Origin of the sequence: Allorhizobium sp. NPDC080224 (assembly GCF_050281005.1) — a bacterium.
In the GTDB taxonomy this organism is placed as follows: domain Bacteria; phylum Pseudomonadota; class Alphaproteobacteria; order Rhizobiales; family Rhizobiaceae; genus Allorhizobium.
On the sequence record NZ_JBNNWJ010000001.1, the window covers coordinates 332,795 to 350,959 of the forward strand.

Here is an 18,165-nt window from a genome sequence, read left to right on the forward strand (position 1 = left end):
GGCGGGAAATTCCACTTGGCCCAAAAATTGCTTTTTATTTTGTTTTGGTCAAGCCGCGGGAGGGGCGAGGCGGTCTTTTCTTCAAAGATCCGTCAGAGGCTGAACTGTTCGCCCAGATAGAGGCGGCGCACATCGGCATTGTTGACGATGTCGTTGGCCCGGCCATGGGTGAGCACTTCACCCGCATGGATGATATAGGCGCGGTCGATCAGGCCAAGCGTTTCACGCACATTGTGGTCGGTAATGAGAACACCGATGCCGCGTGCCGTGAGATGTCGCACGAGATTCTGAATGTCGGAGACGGAGATCGGATCAACGCCGGCGAAAGGCTCGTCCAGCAGCATGAAGGTCGGATCGGTCGCAAGCGCTCGGGCAATTTCCAGACGCCTGCGCTCACCGCCGGAAAGCGCCACCGCCGGAGACTTGCGCAGCTTCTCGATGTGGAATTCTGCCAGCAGTTCGTCGAGCTTCTCTTCGCGCTTGCGCTTGTCGGAAACATGGACCTCAAGCACCGCACGAATATTCTCTTCCACCGTCAGGCCACGAAAGATCGACGCTTCCTGCGGCAGATAGCCGACGCCCAGACGGGCGCGCCGATACATCGGCATGGAGGTGACGTCGTTGCCGTTGATCGAGATGGTGCCGGCATCGACCGGAACGAGGCCCGTGATCATGTAGAAACAGGTCGTCTTGCCTGCCCCATTGGGCCCGAGCAGACCGACGGCTTCGCCGCGGCGCACCACCAGCGAAGCACCGTTGACGACGCGGCGCGAATTATAGGTCTTCGTCAGTCCGTGAGCGATCAGTGTGCCTTCATAGCGCGACTTGTCGCCCGGCAGGCCGGTCGGGTTCGCCGCCTTTTTGGGCTGCTTCGTCCTGGAGAAAAATGGAATGTGCACGTTCACGCGAACCCGTCAGTTGCTCTGCTGGGACTTGGGGTCGAGCTGAATCTGAACGCGCCGGCCACAGCTGTCGAGCTTGGCCTGACCGGAATTCATCTGGACAGTGAGTTTGCAGCCGACAAAGACGTTCTGCCCTTCCGAAAGCACGACGCGCTCGCCTTCGAGCACGAAGAGCTGCTGCGCCATGTCGAAATATCCGGTGTCCGCAGTCGCCTGCTGCGTGCCTGACGAGAGGAACACCTTCTGAGCCACGTCGATCTTCTCGATGTCGGCATTGCCCTGCGTCACGGTCTGGCCCTCGCCGCGATAGTGAACGACCATGGTCCCGGCCTGCAGCGTCGTCGTGCCCTGCACAACCTTAACATTACCAGTGAAGAAGGCCTTCTTTTCCTGTTCGCGGATCTCAAGCTGATCGCTTTCGATCTGAATGGGCTGGTCGTTGGACAGCTTCAGGCCGTTCATCTGGCTGTTGGTCGTCTGCGCCGCTGTCTGTCCGGCGAGCAGGCCTGCCGAAACGAGAAGGAAGCCAGCAAAGGAAAACTTGGCGAAGGAGCGGTAAATCATGGCTGGGCGGCTTCCGTGGACCGATTGCTTTGAATGGCGGACGGCTCGATGTTCAACTTGACGCTGCCCGCGAAGATCATGGTTCGCCCCTTATCCTTCATCTCGAGCGAGTTCGCAACAATCGACGCGCCTTTGGTCTGGATGGCGACGGGATCATTCGTCTTCATCGTGCCGCCGGCAATATCGAGATTGGCGGAATTGAACTGGGCGTCTATGCCGCTGCTGAGATTGAGGGTGAATGGCTTGTCGAGATTGAGGGTGTTCGCGCCACGGTCAAAGATGCCGCTCGAGGCGACGACGCGGGCGATGATCTTGTCGTTGACCGGCACGGCTGCGGCAATGGTCTCGAGCGCGATCATGTTGGGATTCTTGATGTCCTGCAACGCCCGCTCGGCGCGCATCGAATAGCGCACGCCCTCGTCGTTGCGGCCCGCGATCGCCGGCTTCTCCATGACGACCTTGCCGTCTTCGATCTTGGCAGATTCGATCTGCAATTCGTCGGGCATCAGGCTGCGCACGAAGGAGACCGCAACGAAGGCCAGCGTGATGGCGAGGGCCACGACAGGCAGAAGGAAGCGCAGACGCCGGACGCGACGCGAATGGCTGACCGCCCGCCGATAGGCATCGGCTTCGGATCGGCGCTCCAGCGGCGTCAGGGCCTCATGTGTCGCTTCCAGCATTTGATAGTATCCGTCTATTGTGGCGGTGGCCGTCAGCAAACCGCCTGGCTCGTCGTTTCGCACGTCCGTTCGGCATTGCCAATATGGATTGTGGCAGAACCGTTACAAGAAGCGCCAGACAAGCCATGCCGGGGACGGAGGGTGAAAATGTGACCCTCGCGATCACGATATTGCGTGTGACGCTCGTCATATCTCTCGCAAAGACGGCAATTTATGGTTAAGTTGTTCCTTGACTGAGCTTTTTTGCTTTGGCAACGTTATCGGCGCTCAACGTCACAATAGAAATTTCAGGGGGTCCGCGTGATAAAGTCGGAATTGGTGCAGATCGTCGCGGCCCGCAATCCGCATCTTTATCATCGCGATGTCGAAAACATCGTCAATGCGGTTCTGGACGAGATCACCGACGCGCTTGCAGGCGGCAATCGCGTCGAACTGCGCGGCTTTGGCGCCTTTTCCGTCAAGAACCGTCCATCCCGCTCGGGACGCAACCCGCGCACAGGCGAAACTGTTTTCGTCGAAGAGAAGTGGGTTCCGTTCTTCAAGACGGGCAAGGAGCTGCGCGAGCGCCTCAACCCGGGTATGGGTGACGAGGACGACGAATAAGCGCTTTTCGCGTTGAAAATTCCGCCCCTGTCCTTAATTTGAGCCCATGGAGGTGACCGCAGTCGCCTCGGAGTGAACAGGGAGTTGTCCAGATGATCCGGAAAGTCGTGAGCCTCGTGGTGTTTCTGCCCCTCGGCGTGCTGCTGATCGTTCTGGCCGTGGCCAATCGCGGAGTCGTCAGCCTCGCGCTAAACCCGTTCAATCCGGCAGATCAGGCGCTGTCTGTCTCCGCACCCTTCTTCGTCTTCCTCATTCTTGCAGTGATGTTCGGTGTGCTCCTCGGCTCTGTCGTGACCTGGTTCACCCAGGGCAAACACCGGAAGAAGGCGCGCAGCCAGTCGCGTGAAGCGCAGCAATGGCAGGCAGAGGCCGATCGCCAGAAGACAAGGGCTGAACAGATTGCCGGTTCGACGCTGCCCCAGCTCGGCGCCAAGTGACATCAGGGCAATCGGACTCGCGGCAAATTTCCTTTCCGCGCCGGGCCGGCAATGCTAAGGGCTGGGCCAAACCAACACGACCCACGGATCATTGACGTGAAGAACAAGGAACGTCGCCCCGGCGCCAAGCCATTTCCGGGAGCGAAGGCCAAAGGCAGCGGCGAAACACGGCCGGCAACGGCAAAGCCTTATGCCTCGAAGGGCAGGGACGAGCGTCAGGCACGACCGCCGCGGCGTGAGACCGAGGCGCCAAAGCCGAAGCCGCAATCGCCCGATACAACGGCTGAACCTGCCCGAGTTCTGACGGTCCGCAACGGTAACCGCCCGGCCGAGCGCGTGCCGCTGATCCTCGAATCCTCAGGTGCGGGCGACTTTCACCTGATCGACAGCGGCGACGGATTGAAGCTTGAGCAATACGGCCCCTATCGCATCGTTCGCCCCGAAGCCCAGGCGCTTTGGCCAAAGGCGCTGCCATCCCATGTCTGGGACAAGGCGGACGCGGTGTTCACCGGCGACACGGACGAAGACGGCATGGGTCGCTGGCGCTTCCAGCGCGAGGCGCTCGGCGAAACCTGGCCGCTCTCCCTGCTCGGCGTCGATTTCCACGGCCGTTTCACCGCCTTCCGCCATGTCGGCGTCTTTCCGGAGCAGATCGCCCACTGGAGTTGGATGAAAGAGAAGATCGAGGCTGCCGACCGGCCGCTCAAGGTCCTCAACCTATTCGGCTATACCGGTGTCGCTTCGCTTGTGGCCGCCGCCGCTGGCGCCGAAGTCACGCATGTCGATGCTTCGAAGAAGGCGATCGGCTGGGCCCGCGAAAATCAGTCCCTGAGCCGCCTCGACAAGGCGCCGATCCGCTGGATCTGCGAGGATGCGATGAAGTTCATCCTGCGCGAGGAGCGCCGCGGCCACCGCTACGACATCATCCTCACCGACCCGCCGAAGTTCGGCCGTGGCCCGAACGGTGAAGTCTGGCAGCTCTTCGACCACCTGCCGCTGATGCTCGACATCTGCCGCGAACTGCTGGCGCCTAAGGCCGTCGGGCTTGTTCTGACTGCCTATTCCATCCGTGCCAGCTTCTATTCCATCCACGAACTGATGCGGGAAACCATGCGCGGCAAGGGCGGCCTCGTCGAGTCAGGCGAACTCGTCATCCGTGAGGCCGGCCTCGATGGCAAGACGCCTGGCCGCGCGCTTTCGACCTCTCTCTTCAGCCGCTGGGTACCGAAATGAGCGATGATTTCCGCCACGATGGCCCGCGCCGGGTCGGCCAGGTCAAGGAGGTCACTAGCCTCGCCAATCCGATCATCAAGGATATCAAGGCGCTGTCGCTGAAGAAGGCTCGCGACGAAAGCCGCACCTTCCTCGCCGAGGGCCTGAAGCTCGTCATCGACGCCCTCGATCGCGGCTGGACCATCCGTACCCTCGTCTATGCCAAGGCCGGCAAGGGCAAGCCGCTGGTCGAGAAGGTCGCCGCCCGTACCGTCGCAGCAGGCGGCCTTGTACTGGAAGTGAGCGAAAAGGTCATGTCCTCGATCACGAGGCGCGAGAACCCGCAGATGGTCGCCTCCGTCTTCGAACAGCGCTGGACACCGCTTAAGGACATCCAGCCCAAGGGCTCGGAAACCTGGATAGCGCTCGACCGTGTGCGCGATCCTGGCAATCTCGGCACGATCATCCGCACGGCCGACGCCGCCGGTGCCTCGGGCGTCATCCTCGTCGGCGATTGCACCGATCCCTTCTCGATGGAAACCGTGCGCGCCACCATGGGCTCGATGTTCGCCCTGCCGCTGGTGAAGACGACGCCGGCCGATTTCCTCAAGTGGAAGAAATCTGTCGATGCCCGCCTCGTCGCCACGCATCTCGCCGGCGCTGTCGATTACCGCACCATCGACTACAAGTCGAAGCCGGTCATCCTGATGATGGGCAACGAACAGTCCGGCCTCCCGGATGAGCTGGCGGCCGCTGCCGACAAGCTGGCGCGTATTCCGCAGGTCGGCATGGCCGACAGCCTCAATCTAGCGGTGGCCACCGGCGTCATGCTCTTCGAGGTTCGCCGCCATCTGCTCGCCCTCGACGGAGCCAAGTGACCATGCTTGCAGCCTTCAACCGGCCGCTGCCGGTTCTCACCTTCATTGCGGTCGCGCTCATTCTCGATCAGGCGATCAAATATGCGGTGGAAGTCTATCTGCCGATGCACGAGCTGATCCCCGTTCTGCCGTTCTGGGCACTCTACCGCACGCATAATCTGGGCGTCGCCTTTTCCATGCTGTCCCATCTCGACGGCTGGTTCATCATCGGCCTGCGCCTGGTCATCGTCGGTTTCGTCTTTTGGCTCTGGCGCAAGACGGGGCCTGAGCAGCATTTCGCCCATCTCGGCTTTGCGATGATCATCGCAGGCGCGCTCGGCAACATCATCGACCGCTTCACCTATGGCTATGTGGTCGATTACATCCTGTTTTACACGGACACCTGGTCCTTCGCGGTCTTCAACTTGGCGGACAGCTTCATCACCATCGGCGCGATCTGCATCGTCCTCGACGAGATCATCCAGCATCGCAAGCCGAAGCCGCCGGAAGCTTGAAAGGCGGAGAAGCTGTTCGAAGTTTTGTCACTTTCCTGTAGCAGTCTCGTGTTTAAAGGCCGTGACTTCAACGCTGGATAGATCCCATGAGCGTGGAACTGATCGAACGAGACCTTCTTCTGGAAAACCCGGCCGGTATGCCGCCGGGGCTTTCCGCTTCGCGTGATCTGCTCGGCCGGATCGGCAGCCTGGAAACCAGGCTCGCCCGCAGCGAGCGCGAGATCGACGCCGCCCAAGCCGTTCGCTACCGGGTCTTCGTCGAGGAGATGAAAGCCCAGGTCGACCCGGAGTGCGCCCGCCGCGGCCGCGATATCGACCATTGGGACGGCCTGTGTGACCATCTGCTCGTTCTCGACCGCGCGATCGAGGGCGATACGGAAGAGCAGATCGTCGGCACTTACAGGATCCTGCGCCATGATGTGGCGGTTACCCATGGCGGCTTTTACTCAAGTTCGGAATTCGCTGTCGGCGATCTCGTTGCCCGCCACAAGGACAAGCGTTTCATGGAGCTCGGCCGCTCCTGCGTGCTGCCGCAATACCGCACCAAGCGCACGGTCGAGCTGCTCTGGCAGGGCTGCTGGGCTTATGCACTGCAGCACCGAATCGACGCCATGTTCGGCTGCGGTTCCTTCCCCGGGACCCAGCCGGAGGAGCATGCACTGGCACTTTCTTTCCTGCACCACAACGCGGTTGCGAAGGGCGAGTGGGCCGTCGATGCCCTCCCGCATCTCTACCGTGAAATGGATCTGATGCCGTCGGAAGCCGTCAATGCCCGCCGCGCGCTGTTCTCGATGCCGCCGCTGATCAAGGGCTACCTGCGCCTTGGCGCCATGGTCGGCAACGGCGCGGTCATCGATCAGGCCTTCAACACCACAGATGTTCTGATCATCTTGCCGATCTCGAGCATCTCCGGCCGCTACGTCAATTATTATGGCGCCGACGCCGGTCGCTTCGCCAGCGCCAGCTGATCTGATCACCTTCTGCCCTGCGGGAGAAGGTGGCGCGCGCCGCTGAATGAGCGGGGCGGCGGGGTCCATCCATTGACGATTGCGATCATCTCGAAACAGCGCAAGCGGATGATGGCAGTCGGCCGACACCTCTCCGGCAATCCTCTTTAACCTCGACCCTGGTCATCCGCATCGGAACTTCCGCCACCATCGGCAGGTCGGCAAGCTCCCGAAGGCTCATCTCGCGCAAAGCGGGATGGCCCAGCGGATCATGCCGCCAGTCCTGCTCGTGGCAGCCCCGTCGGCTACGTGGTCTCATCCAGGAAAGCTTGAGCATGTAAGTCCCTCCCTGCGCCGAATGAATGGCGTGATCAGTTCCGTATTGCCTGTTTCTCTGCTTTCGGGATCCTCAATTCAATTGAGTTTTACCGCTGGTGGCTATAGCTTTCCTATATGAGAAACCTCAATCAGGTGCATCTGAACGGTCTGCGCGCCGTCGAAGCCGTCGCCCGCCTCGGCTCGCTCCAAGCGGCGGCCGACGAGCTAGGCGTCTCCATCGGTGCAGTCAGCCAGCAGGTCATCAAGACCGAACAGCAGCTCGGCCGCCTGCTTTTCGAGCGCACGAGCCGTGGCATGGTCCCGGTGGAAACGGCCGATGACATTCTGGCCCGCCTTGCCAATGGCATGCGTCATCTCTCTGACGCCGTGGATCTGGCGAAGCGGACCGACGACAGCCTGCTGACCATTTCGGTCGCCCCGGTCTTTGCCGCCCGCTGGCTCGTGCATCGAATTGCAGACTTTTCCGAGCGCTTCCCGGAAATCGGCCTTCGCATCGACGCCAATGACCGCCTGACCGATGCCACTCAGACGGATGTGGATGTCAGAATTCGTGTGGGACGCGGCCATTGGCCGGGTTTCAAGGCCGAACTCATCCTGGAGCAACGGGTCGCCCCGCTCTGCACCCCGGCCATGGCCGAAAAGCTGCGCGAGCCCGCCGACATCCTCGACCTACCGAAGGTCATCGATGGCAGGGCCATGTTTACCTGGGATGTCTGGCTTTCCGCGGTGGGTCTTGAGGGTGCGGAGATCAAGGCCCGCCACACCTTCAGCGAGGCCTCGCTCTGCCTCGATGCGACAATTGCAGGGCAGGGGGTGATGCTGGCCTGGCAGACCATCGCGTCGCATCAGCTGCAGCACGGCCAGCTCGTCGCGCCCTTTGGTCCGGCGGTCAAAACCGGCTTCGGCCATTACTTCGGGATATCAGAGAATGCTCGACGTTCCGACAAGGTGGAAAAGTTCAAGCGCTGGCTGAAGCGCGAAATCGAGGACGACATGGAGCGGCTCGCAAAAGCCGCTCCGGTCTTCGCTTAACCCGCGGCGTTATAGGCCGCGATCGCCGCCATGTTTACGATGTCGCTGTCTTTTGCGCCCATCTGGGCGATCTGTACCGACTTTTCGAGGCCAATGAGCAGTGGCCCCATCACGGTCAGGCCGCCCAGTTCCTGCAGCATCTTGGTCGAGATTGCCGCAGAATGGATCGCCGGCATGACCAGCACATTGGCCGTGCCCGAGAGGCGGCAGAACGGATACTGCTCCATGCGGTGATGGTTGAGCGCGATGTCCGCGCCCATCTCCCCGTCGTACTCAAAGGATACGCCGCGCCGGTCGAGGATCTTCACCGCCTCGCGCACCCGCTCCGAACGCTCGCCGGTCGGATGCCCGAAGGTGGAGTAGGCTAGCAGCGCCACGCGCGGCTCCAGTCCGAGCCGGTGTGCGACGCCGGCTGCTTCTTCCGCGATATCCGCCAGCTCATCCGCCGTCGGCATGTCGTGCACGGCGGTGTCTGCCACGACGATCGTGCGGCCACGCGCCAGAGCCAGCGACACGCCGATGACCCGGTGGCCGGGTGCCGTGTCGATGCAGCGACGCACGTCTTCAAGCGCGGTGGAATAGTTGCGCGTCGTGCCGGTCACCATCGCATCCGCATCGCCCAGCGCCACCATGCAGGCGGCGAAGTGGTTACGGTCGGTATTGATCAGCCGCTGCGCATCGCGATGCAGGTAGCCCTTCCGCTGCAGGCGGGCATAGAGATATTCGGTATAGGCCTCGACGCGCGTCGACATGCGGGCATTGACCACCTCGATGCCGGGACGGTGGAGATCGATCCCGGCCCGCTCGGCCGTCGCCTTGAGCGGCTCGTCGCGGCCGAGCAGGATGGCGGTGCCGAGGCCGAGATTGGCAAACGAGATCGCCGCACGCATGACCTGCTCCTCTTCACCTTCGGCAAAGACGACGCGCTTCGGATGGCTACGCACATGTTCGTAGATACGCTGCGTGGCGGCAGCGATCGGGTCGCGGCGGGCGGAAAGCTCATGCGCATAGGCGCCGAGATCCTCGATTTCCCTGCGTGCCACGCCGCTTTCCATCGCAGCCTTGGCGACGGCGACCGGGATCGCCGAGATCAGGCGCGGATCGAAGGGCACGGGGATGATGTATTGCGGTCCAAAGCGCGGCCGCTCGCCCTGATAGGCGGCTGCCACATCGTCAGGCACATCCTCGCGCGCGAGATCGGCGAGCGCCCGGACAGCGGCGATCTTCATGGCATCGTTGATCTGGCTGGCACGCACATCGAGCGCACCGCGGAATATGTAAGGGAAACCCAGAACATTGTTCACCTGGTTCGGATAGTCCGAACGTCCTGTCGCCATGATCGCGTCGGAGCGGATGGCAGCGACCTCCTCGGGTGTGATTTCCGGGTCCGGATTGGCCATGGCAAAGATGATCGGGTTGTCCGCCATCGAGGCGATCATGTCCGAGGACAAGGCACCCTTCTGCGATAATCCGAAGACCACATCAGCGCCGACCATGGCTTCCTTCAGCGATCGCCGATCGGTCTTGACCGCATGCGCCGACTTCCACTGGTTCATGCCTTCGGTGCGGCCCTGATAGATCACGCCCTTGGTGTCGCAGAGGATGATGTTCTCGCCATTGAAGCCCATCGCCTTGATGAGCTCGATGCAGGCAATGGCCGCAGCCCCGGCGCCGTTGCAGACGAGCTTCGTCGTCTTGAAGTCGCGGCCCGTCAGTTCTAGCGCGTTGATGAGGCCAGCCGCCGCGATGATCGCAGTCCCGTGCTGGTCGTCATGGAAAACAGGAATGTCCATCAGCTCGCGCAGCCGGCTTTCGATGATGAAGCAGTCGGGCGCCTTGATGTCTTCGAGGTTGATGCCGCCAAAGGAGGGGCCGAGATAGCGAACACAGTTGATGAACTCGTCGACATTTTCGGTGTCGACCTCGAGATCGATCGAATCGACATCGGCGAAGCGCTTGAAGAGAACCGACTTGCCTTCCATGACCGGCTTGGAGGCGAGTGCCCCGAGATTGCCGAGGCCAAGGATTGCCGTACCGTTGGAGATGACCGCGACCATGTTGCCGCGCGTGGTGTAGTCGTAAGCCGTGGCCGGATCGGCGGCGATCGCCTTCACGGGCACCGCGACGCCGGGGGAATAGGCGAGCGACAGGTCGCGCTGAGTTGCCATCGCCTTGGTTGGGGTGATCTCGAGCTTGCCGGGGCGGCCCTGGGAGTGAAAGTCCAGCGCTTCCTGTTCCGTCACCGAGACTTTCGTCCGGCCGGGTGTCTTCTCGTTTGCCATGCTTCCCCTCACCTTGTTGTGGGCAGCGGGCGATCGCCGGCCCATCCTGGTTGTTTTTCCTCGCCTTAAGTCGTTAGTGTTGCACGACTTCCTTTTCAAGAAAACATTGAGCCCGTGACGCTATATCAAGCCACCCAAAGTGATGTCCTGAACGTCGCCGAGCTGACCTCGGAGGAGAGCCGCGCGACGGCCACTCCGATGATGGAGCAATTCATCGAGATCAAGGCAGCCAACCCAGGCAGCCTGCTCTTTTATCGCATGGGCGATTTCTACGAGCTCTTCTTCGAGGATGCCGTCGATGCGTCGCGCGCGCTCGGCATCACGTTAACCAAGCGTGGCCAGCATCTCGGCCAGGACATCCCCATGTGCGGCGTGCCGGTACATGCAGCGGATGATTACCTGCAGAAACTGATCTCGCTCGGCTTCCGCGTTGCCGTCTGCGAGCAGATCGAAGACCCCGCCGAAGCCAAGAAGCGCGGCTCGAAGTCGGTCGTAAAGCGTGACGTAGTGCGCCTCGTCACGCCGGGCACGATTACCGAGGACAAGCTCCTTTCGCCCTTCGAATCCAACTATCTGATGGCGCTCGCGCGGATCCGGGGCAGCTCCGCCCCGCAGCTGGCACTCGCCTGGATCGATATCTCCACGGGCATCTTCCGCCTCGCGGAGACGACAGAGACGCGCCTGCTCGCCGACATCCTGCGCATTGAGCCGCGCGAACTGATCGTGCCCGATACGCTTTTCCACGACGAGGAACTGAAGCCCGCCTTCGACGTGCTCGGCCGTGTGGTCGTGCCGCAACCCGCCGTGCTCTTTGACAGCGCCAGCGCCGAAGGTCGGATCGCCCGCTATTTCGGCGTAGGAACGCTGGATGGTTTCGGCGCCTTCTCCCGCGCCGAAATCGCCGCGGCCGCTGCCGCCGTCGCCTATGTCGAAAAGACCCAGATCTCCGAGCGCCCGCCGCTCGGTCTGCCGGAACGGCAGAATGCGGCGTCCACCCTCTTCATCGATCCCGCCACGCGCGCCAATCTCGAACTGGTGAAGACGCTGTCCGGCGACCGCAACGGTTCGCTCCTTAAGGCCATCGATCGCACCGTGACAGGTGGCGGCGCGCGTCTGCTGGCAGAGCGCCTGATGTCGCCGTTGACGGACCCGGTAGCCATCGCCGACCGCCAGGACTCGATCGCTCATCTCTTGTCCGATGGTCTGCTCGTCGACCGCCTCCGCGACGCCATGAAGCGCGTGCCCGACATGCCGCGCGCGCTCTCCCGTTTGGCGCTCGATCGCGGCGGCCCGCGTGACCTCGGCGCCATCGTCGCCGGTCTCGCAGCCTCTGCCGAGGTTGGCCGACTGCTCGATCCGTCCAACTTGCCGACGGAACTGTCTGAGGCTCTTGCTGATCTCGCGGCGCTACCTGCCGATCTTGGCTCCAGCCTCGCGGCAATGCTTGCCGACGAACTGCCGCTCCTGAAGCGCGACGGCGGTTTCCTGCGCGACGGCGCGATCCCGGAACTCGACGAACTCAGGGCTCTGCGCGACCAGTCCCGCCGCGTCATCGCCGGCCTCCAGCTGCAATATGCCGAGGAAACCGGCATCAAGTCGCTGAAGATCAAGCACAACAATGTGCTCGGCTATTTCATCGAGGTAACCGCCGGCAATGCCGGCCCGATGACCGAAGGCGACGAGGCCAAGTCTCGCTTCATCCATCGCCAGACCATGGCCAACGCCATGCGCTTCACCACAACCGAGCTTGCCGACCTCGAAAGCCGCATTGCGAATGCTGCCGGTCAGGCTCTGTCGCTGGAGCTCGCAGCCTTCGACCAGATGGTGAGCCAGGTCGTCGCTGCTGCCGAACCCATCAAGGCCGCTGCCAGGGCACTCGCCGTGATCGACGTCGCGGCCGGCCTTGCGGCTTTGGCGGAAGAGCAGGGCTATTGCCGCCCGCTCATCGATGACTCGAGAATGTTCGCCATCACCGCCGGACGCCATCCGGTCGTCGAGCAGGCGCTGCGCCGTCAGGCCGCCAGCCCCTTCATCGCGAATGACTGCGATCTCTCTCCCAACGATACCAAAGGCCCCGGCGCCATCTGGTTGCTGACAGGTCCCAACATGGGCGGTAAGTCGACCTTCCTGCGTCAGAACGCGCTGATCGCCATTCTGGCTCAGATGGGCTCGTTCGTGCCGGCTGGTGCCGCCCATATCGGGATCGTCGATCGGCTCTTCTCCCGCGTTGGCGCCTCCGATGATTTGGCCCGTGGCCGCTCCACCTTCATGGTCGAGATGGTAGAGACGGCGGCCATCCTCAACCAGGCGACCGACCGCTCGCTGGTCATTCTCGACGAAATCGGTCGCGGCACGGCCACCTTCGACGGCCTCTCCATCGCCTGGGCCGCCGTCGAGCACCTGCATGAGGCAAACCGCTGCCGCTCGCTGTTCGCTACGCACTTCCATGAGCTGACGGCGCTGTCGGAGAAGCTCGCCCGCATGTCGAATGTCACAATGCGGGTCAAGGAATGGGACGGCGACGTCATCTTCCTGCATGAGGTCGGCCCAGGCTCTGCCGATCGCTCCTACGGCATCCAGGTCGCCCGTCTCGCCGGCTTGCCGGCGGCCGTCGTTGCCCGCGCCCGGGAAGTTCTGACCCGCCTCGAAGACAGCGACCGCAAAAACCCGGCCGCCCAGCTGATCGATGACCTGCCGCTTTTCCAGGTCGCCGTGCGCCGCGAGGAGATCCAGAAATCTGGCCCGTCGAAAGTCGAGGAGGCCCTGCGCTCACTCGATCTTGACGACCTCACGCCTCGCCAGGCGCTGGATGCGCTCTATGATCTGAAGAAACAACTTGGCAAGCCTTGACCGGTAGAGTGCCTGTCAATCGCGCCCGAAAAGCGCTATAGCGCCACCCATTCCGGTTGATTCCCCGGTCCCAAGAGATGATGCCGCGCCCATGGCCACTGCAGAGCTTGCCTTCGACGATCTCCTCGACATCGACGCGCTCCGTGCGTCCTGCAAGACCATCGCAGAGGCGGGATGCGGCAATATGCTGGAGACCCGCTCCAAGCTTTTGCCGATCCTGAAGAAGGCCTCTGCCGAGGCTCGCGAACAGGCGCGGCTGAAGCTCTTCGAAGATGGCAGTGGCCTCAACTGCGCAAACCGCATCTCCTGGATCCAGGACCAGCTGATCTCGGTGATCTTCGATTTCGCTCGCACCCATGTCTATCCGAAAGACGCGAACGGTCTGGCTGTCGCGGCCGTCGGCGGTTACGGCCGCGGAACCCTTGCGCCGGGCTCCGACATCGACCTGCTTTTCCTGCTGCCGCAGAAGGCCGGTCCCGCCATGCACAAGGCGGTCGAATTCGTCCTCTATCTGCTCTGGGATGTCGGCTTCAAGGTCGGCCACGCCACCCGCACGGTGGAGGAATGCATCCGGCTGTCGACCACGGACATGACCATTCGGACCGCGATCCTCGAAACCCGCCATATCTGCGGCGATGAGGCTCTGGTCACCGAGCTGCAGCGCCGATTCGATCAGGAAGTGACGACGGGTACCGCGCCGGAGTTTATTGCCGCAAAGCTCGCGGAGCGTGACGAGCGTCACCGCAAGGCCGGCGACAGCCGCTACCTCGTCGAACCCAATGTCAAGGAAGGCAAGGGGGGCTTACGTGATCTGCAGACCCTCTTCTGGATCGCCAAATACAACTACCACGTCCGCGATACCGGCGAATTGGTCCGTCTTGGCGTTCTCTCCCGTCACGAATGGCGCCTTTTCCAAAAGGCCGACGATTTCCTCTGGGCAGTTCGCTGCCACATGCACTATCTGACCGGCAAGCCGGAAGAGCGCCTGTATTTCGATATCCAGCCGGAGATCGCCAAAAGCCTCGGCTATCAGGCGCGCCCGGGGCTTTCCGCCGTCGAACGCTTCATGAAGCACTACTTCCTGGTGGCAAAGGATGTCGGCGACCTGACCCGCATCTTTGCAGCAGCGCTTGAAGATCAGCAGGCCAAGGCCGCACCCGGTATCGGCGGCATGATCGGCCGCTTCGCCAACCGCCCGCGCAAGATCCCCGGTGCCAGCGAATTCATCGACGATCGCGGCCGCATTGCGCTCGCCGATCCCGGTGTCTTCAAGAAGGACCCGATGTCGATCATGCGCCTCTTCCACGTGGCGGATCTGAACGGGCTCGAATTCCATCCCGACGCTTTGAAGGCCGTCACACGCTCGCTGTCGCTGATCAACAACGAGTTCCGCGAAAGCGAGGAGGCAAACCGCCTCTTTCTGTCGATCCTGACTTCGCGCAGGGATCCGGGTTTCATCCTGCGGCGCATGAACGAGGCCGGCGTGCTCGGGCGTTTCATGCCGGAATTCGGCAAGATCGTCTCGATGATGCAGTTCAACATGTATCATCACTACACGGTCGACGAGCACTTGATCCGCACGCTGGAGGTTCTCTCCGAGATCGACAAGGGCAAGGCGGAGGAGATCCATCCGCTCGCCAACAAGATCATGCCGGAAATCGAGGATCGCCAGACACTCTATGTTGCGGTCCTCTTGCACGACATCGCCAAGGGCCGGCAGGAGGATCACTCGATCGCCGGCGCCAAGGTCGCCCGCAAGCTCTGCCCGCGTCTCGGCCTCTCGGCCAAGCAGACCGAGATGGTCGCCTGGCTGATCGACCAGCATCTCCTGATGTCGATGGTCGCCCAGACCCGCGACCTGCACGACCGCAAGACGATCACCGATTTTGCCGAGAAGGTGCAGTCGCTCGACCGCCTGAAGATGCTGCTGGTGCTCACCATCTGCGACATCCGTGCGGTGGGGCCCGGCGTCTGGAACGGCTGGAAGGGCCAGCTCCTGCGCACGCTCTATTACGAGACCGAGCTTCTCCTCTCAGGTGGCTTCTCGCAGGTCTCGCGCAAGGAGCGCGCCAAGCATGCCGCCGAGCAGCTCAGTCAGGCGCTCGAAGGCTGGAGCCAGAAGGATCAGCGCACCTACACTAAGCTCCACTATGAGCCCTACCTGCTTTCGGTCGACCTCGAGGACCAGATCCGTCACGCCCATTTCATCCGCCAGACCGATAAGTCGGGTCAGGCGCTGGCGACCATGGTGCGCACCCACCAGTTCCACGCGATCACCGAGATCACGGTGCTCTCGCCCGACCATCCGCGTCTCTTGTCGATCATTGCCGGCGCTTGTGCCGCAGCCGGCGCCAACATCGCCGACGCTCAGATCTTCACGACATCGGACGGCCGCGCGCTGGATACGATCCTGATCAACCGGGAATTTCCGATCGACGAGGACGAAACCCGCCGCGCGGCCACCATCGGCAAGATGATCGAGGACGTGCTGTCGGGCCGCAAACGCCTGCCAGAGGTCATCGCCACGCGCACGAAGGGCAAGAAGCGCAACAAGACCTTTCCGGTCCAGCCGGATGTCCGCATCTCCAATGCGCTGTCAAACAAGTTCACCGTCATCGAGGTGGAATGCCTCGACCGCATCGGTCTTCTCGCTGAAATCACAGCGGTTCTGTCGGACCTGTCTCTCGACATCCATTCGGCCCGAATCACCACCTTCGGGGAAAAGGTCATCGATACCTTCTATGTCACCGATCTCGTCGGACAGAAGGTGACCAACGAGAACAGGCAGGTCAACATTGCCAACCGCCTGAAGCCCGTGATGACCGAGCAGCCCGACGAGCTCAAGGACAACATGCCCTCCGGCATCATCGCGCCGCCACGGGCAGCTGCGGTGCCGAAGAAGGCACGGGCCTGAGACATGAGCCTCGTCAAGAAATTCATGACGGTCGGTGGTGCGACGCTCGGCAGCCGCATCTTCGGCTTTGCGCGCGAAACCCTGATGGCCGCGGCACTCGGGACCGGTCCGGTCGCTGACGTCTTCTACGCCGCCTTCCGCTTCCCCAATCTATTCCGCCGCCTTTTTGCCGAAGGAGCGTTCAACGCCGCCTTCGTACCGCTCTTTGCCAAGGAAATCGAGGCGAATGGCATTGATGGCGCCAAGCGTTTTTCCGAAGAGGTCTTCGGAGTTCTCTTTTCTGTCCTTCTGATCCTGACGATAGGCATGCAGCTGTCGATGCCGCTGCTGGTCCAGTGGATCATCGCGCCGGGCTTTGCCAACGACCCGGAAAAGTTTGACCTGACGGTCCGCCTCGCGATCGTCATGTTCCCCTATCTCATGTGCATGTCGCTGACGGCCATGCTGAGCGGCATGCTGAATTCGCTGCATCACTTCTTTGCCGCCGCCATTGCGCCCGTCTTCCTCAATATCTTGATGATCGGTGCGCTTGGCTGGGCGCTATGGACGGGGGCTGATCCCGCCGCGACCGCCTGGGCTTTGTCCTGGTCCGTGCTGGGGGCCGGCCTTTTGCAGATGGCCGTGGTCTATATCGGCGTGCGCAATGCCGGCATCCGGATCGGCTTCAAGCGTCCGCGATTTACCCCGAACGTGAAGCGTCTGCTGATGCTGGCCGTACCCGCGGCGATCACCGGCGGCATCACCCAGATCAATCAGCTGATCGGCCAGGCCATCGCCTCGACCAAGGAGGGCGCGATTTCGGCCCTGCAATATGCCGATCGTATATATCAGTTGCCGCTCGGGGTCGTCGGGGTCGCCGTTGCCGTCGTGCTGCTGCCCGAACTCGCCCGGGCCTTGAAGGGCGGCCATATGAAGGAGGCGGGCAATCTCCAGAACCGCTCGATCGAATTCGTCCTCTTCCTCACCCTGCCAGCCGCTGCCGCCATCTGGGTACTGTCAGATGAAATCATCCGGGTGCTCTACGAGCGCGGCGCTTTTTCCGAGCAGAATACCGCCGTGGTTGCGTCGATCCTCGCGATCTATGGCATCGGCCTGCCGGGCTTCGTGCTGATCAAGGCGCTCCAGCCGGGCTATTACGCCCGCGAAGACACCAAGACGCCGATGCGTTTCACCATGGTGTCGGTCGCGCTCAACACGGGGCTTGCCATCACGCTCTTCCCGATCTTCGAGGAGAGCGGCATCGCCATGGCCGAGGCCGCTGCCGGCTGGACCAACACCATCCTCTTGTTTTCGGTGCTGCTGTGGCGGGGCCACCTCATTTTCGAGTGGCCGCTTGTGACGCGGACCCTGCGTCTGATGATCGCCTCCGCCATTATGGCCGGCCTGCTCGTCTATCTCTCCGATCGCTGGGCTGACTGGCTTTCACCATCAAGCCCGCTCTTCGAGCAGTTGCTGGCGCTGGGTGGGCTGATTGCAATCGCCATGCCGGTCTATTTCGGCATCGCCTTTCTGATCGGCGGCGCGGACTGGCGCCTGGTCCGCCGCAGCCTCAAGCGCAGGAAGAAAACGGCTGACGAGGCCGCAACGACCGCATCCGATCCGGATCAGCAGTAAGTCCAGGTCCGCTTCGGGCCGATATCGACATGCACGATGCCGTTGCAGTAGCGCCCGATGCCGCCGATGCCGGGCGCGCTGCGGGCGGCGGCAACGATCTTCTTCTCGGGCACGCCGGGCACGCGAATGTCCGCTGCAAAACAATGGCTGTGCTGCGAGCGGCCCGAGCGCGGGCGGTGGCCGGAGGTCACGACCGGCGTCTTGCCGGTCTGCTTGGCGATATGAGCAAGGATCGCTTTCAATTCGTCGGGAAAGCAGTTGTCTTTGACGCTGACCCGCTGCAGCGTGTAGGCGACAGCAGTATCGTGCTTCATGAAAAAGTGCCGCTTCTTCTTCTCCACGGCCTGGACGGGGGAGAGGAGACAGAGCGAAAGAACGCAGCCGAGCGCGACGCGAAACAAAGTGCGCATGAATGAC

The 18,165-nt window shown here is 62.2% G+C and carries 15 protein-coding genes; 10 read left to right on the forward strand and 5 right to left on the reverse strand.

The window, feature by feature from the left end; all coding sequences use genetic code 11:
• Nucleotides 1–92: 92 nt before the first annotated feature.
• The 3 genes from lptB to lptC all read right to left on the reverse strand — a co-directional run bounded on the left by lptB (nucleotide 93) and on the right by lptC (nucleotide 2,146).
• Nucleotides 93–839 (reverse strand): LPS export ABC transporter ATP-binding protein, encoded by a 747-nt coding sequence (gene lptB / locus ACQKP1_RS01675; RefSeq protein ID WP_040299610.1) that lies wholly within the window; start codon nucleotides 837–839, stop codon nucleotides 93–95.
• Nucleotides 840–914: 75 nt separating this feature from the next.
• On the reverse strand, nucleotides 915–1,466 hold the full coding sequence (locus ACQKP1_RS01680; protein ID WP_203019301.1) for an LptA/OstA family protein: 552 nt from the start codon (nucleotides 1,464–1,466) through the stop codon (nucleotides 915–917).
• Entirely contained in the window at nucleotides 1,463–2,146 is a 684-nt protein-coding gene (lptC, locus tag ACQKP1_RS01685) for an LPS export ABC transporter periplasmic protein LptC (protein WP_203019303.1), read from the reverse strand. Before lptC ends, ACQKP1_RS01680 begins: the two co-directional genes overlap by 4 nt.
• Before the next feature lie 300 nt (nucleotides 2,147–2,446).
• Between lptC and ACQKP1_RS01690 the strand changes: the two genes are divergently transcribed.
• The 7 genes from ACQKP1_RS01690 to ACQKP1_RS01720 all read left to right on the forward strand — a co-directional run bounded on the left by ACQKP1_RS01690 (nucleotide 2,447) and on the right by ACQKP1_RS01720 (nucleotide 8,088).
• The gene (locus ACQKP1_RS01690) at nucleotides 2,447–2,749 is read left to right on the forward strand and encodes an integration host factor subunit beta (protein ID WP_006724965.1); all 303 of its coding nucleotides are present in this window, start codon (nucleotides 2,447–2,449) and stop codon (nucleotides 2,747–2,749) included.
• A gap of 92 nt (nucleotides 2,750–2,841) precedes the next feature.
• A complete protein-coding gene (locus ACQKP1_RS01695; RefSeq protein ID WP_006724964.1) occupies nucleotides 2,842–3,186 on the forward strand; it encodes a LapA family protein in 345 nt (114 codons plus the stop codon).
• A gap of 96 nt (nucleotides 3,187–3,282) precedes the next feature.
• On the forward strand, nucleotides 3,283–4,419 hold the full coding sequence (locus ACQKP1_RS01700) for a class I SAM-dependent methyltransferase (RefSeq protein WP_203019305.1): 1,137 nt from the start codon (nucleotides 3,283–3,285) through the stop codon (nucleotides 4,417–4,419).
• Nucleotides 4,416–5,276 carry a TrmH family RNA methyltransferase gene (locus tag ACQKP1_RS01705; RefSeq protein ID WP_427273965.1) on the forward strand — a complete coding sequence of 287 codons (861 nt, stop codon included), beginning with the start codon at nucleotides 4,416–4,418 and terminating at the stop codon, nucleotides 5,274–5,276. The genes ACQKP1_RS01700 and ACQKP1_RS01705 overlap by 4 nt, the downstream gene beginning before the upstream one ends.
• Nucleotides 5,277–5,278: 2 nt before the next feature.
• Complete coding sequence (gene lspA / locus ACQKP1_RS01710) at nucleotides 5,279–5,770, forward strand: signal peptidase II (RefSeq protein ID WP_203019309.1); 492 nt, start codon at nucleotides 5,279–5,281, stop codon at nucleotides 5,768–5,770.
• A 137-nt stretch (nucleotides 5,771–5,907) separates the two neighbouring features.
• Nucleotides 5,908–6,738 (forward strand): GNAT family N-acetyltransferase, encoded by an 831-nt coding sequence (locus tag ACQKP1_RS01715; RefSeq protein WP_246754096.1) that lies wholly within the window; start codon nucleotides 5,908–5,910, stop codon nucleotides 6,736–6,738.
• A gap of 432 nt (nucleotides 6,739–7,170) precedes the next feature.
• Nucleotides 7,171–8,088 carry a LysR substrate-binding domain-containing protein gene (locus ACQKP1_RS01720; RefSeq protein WP_427273966.1) on the forward strand — a complete coding sequence of 306 codons (918 nt, stop codon included), beginning with the start codon at nucleotides 7,171–7,173 and terminating at the stop codon, nucleotides 8,086–8,088.
• On the opposite strand, the gene ACQKP1_RS01725 is transcribed toward ACQKP1_RS01720, so the two are convergent.
• Complete coding sequence (locus ACQKP1_RS01725; RefSeq protein WP_427273967.1) at nucleotides 8,085–10,370, reverse strand: NADP-dependent malic enzyme; 2,286 nt, start codon at nucleotides 10,368–10,370, stop codon at nucleotides 8,085–8,087. The genes ACQKP1_RS01720 and ACQKP1_RS01725 overlap by 4 nt on opposite strands.
• A gap of 198 nt (nucleotides 10,371–10,568) precedes the next feature.
• Here ACQKP1_RS01725 and mutS point away from each other — a divergent pair, with 198 nt between their 5' ends.
• The 3 genes from mutS (at nucleotide 10,569) to murJ (ending at nucleotide 17,748) form a co-directional block, all read left to right on the forward strand.
• A complete protein-coding gene (gene mutS, locus ACQKP1_RS01730; RefSeq protein WP_427276377.1) occupies nucleotides 10,569–13,220 on the forward strand; it encodes a DNA mismatch repair protein MutS in 2,652 nt (883 codons plus the stop codon).
• A 91-nt stretch (nucleotides 13,221–13,311) separates the two neighbouring features.
• The gene (locus ACQKP1_RS01735; RefSeq protein WP_203019315.1) at nucleotides 13,312–16,134 is read left to right on the forward strand and encodes a [protein-PII] uridylyltransferase; all 2,823 of its coding nucleotides are present in this window, start codon (nucleotides 13,312–13,314) and stop codon (nucleotides 16,132–16,134) included.
• 3 nt (nucleotides 16,135–16,137) lie between these two features.
• On the forward strand, nucleotides 16,138–17,748 hold the full coding sequence (murJ, locus tag ACQKP1_RS01740) for a murein biosynthesis integral membrane protein MurJ (protein ID WP_427273968.1): 1,611 nt from the start codon (nucleotides 16,138–16,140) through the stop codon (nucleotides 17,746–17,748).
• On the opposite strand, the gene ACQKP1_RS01745 is transcribed toward murJ, so the two are convergent.
• Nucleotides 17,739–18,158 carry a YcbK family protein gene (locus tag ACQKP1_RS01745; RefSeq protein WP_427273969.1) on the reverse strand — a complete coding sequence of 140 codons (420 nt, stop codon included), beginning with the start codon at nucleotides 18,156–18,158 and terminating at the stop codon, nucleotides 17,739–17,741. The genes murJ and ACQKP1_RS01745 overlap by 10 nt on opposite strands.
• Nucleotides 18,159–18,165 lie beyond the last annotated feature (7 nt).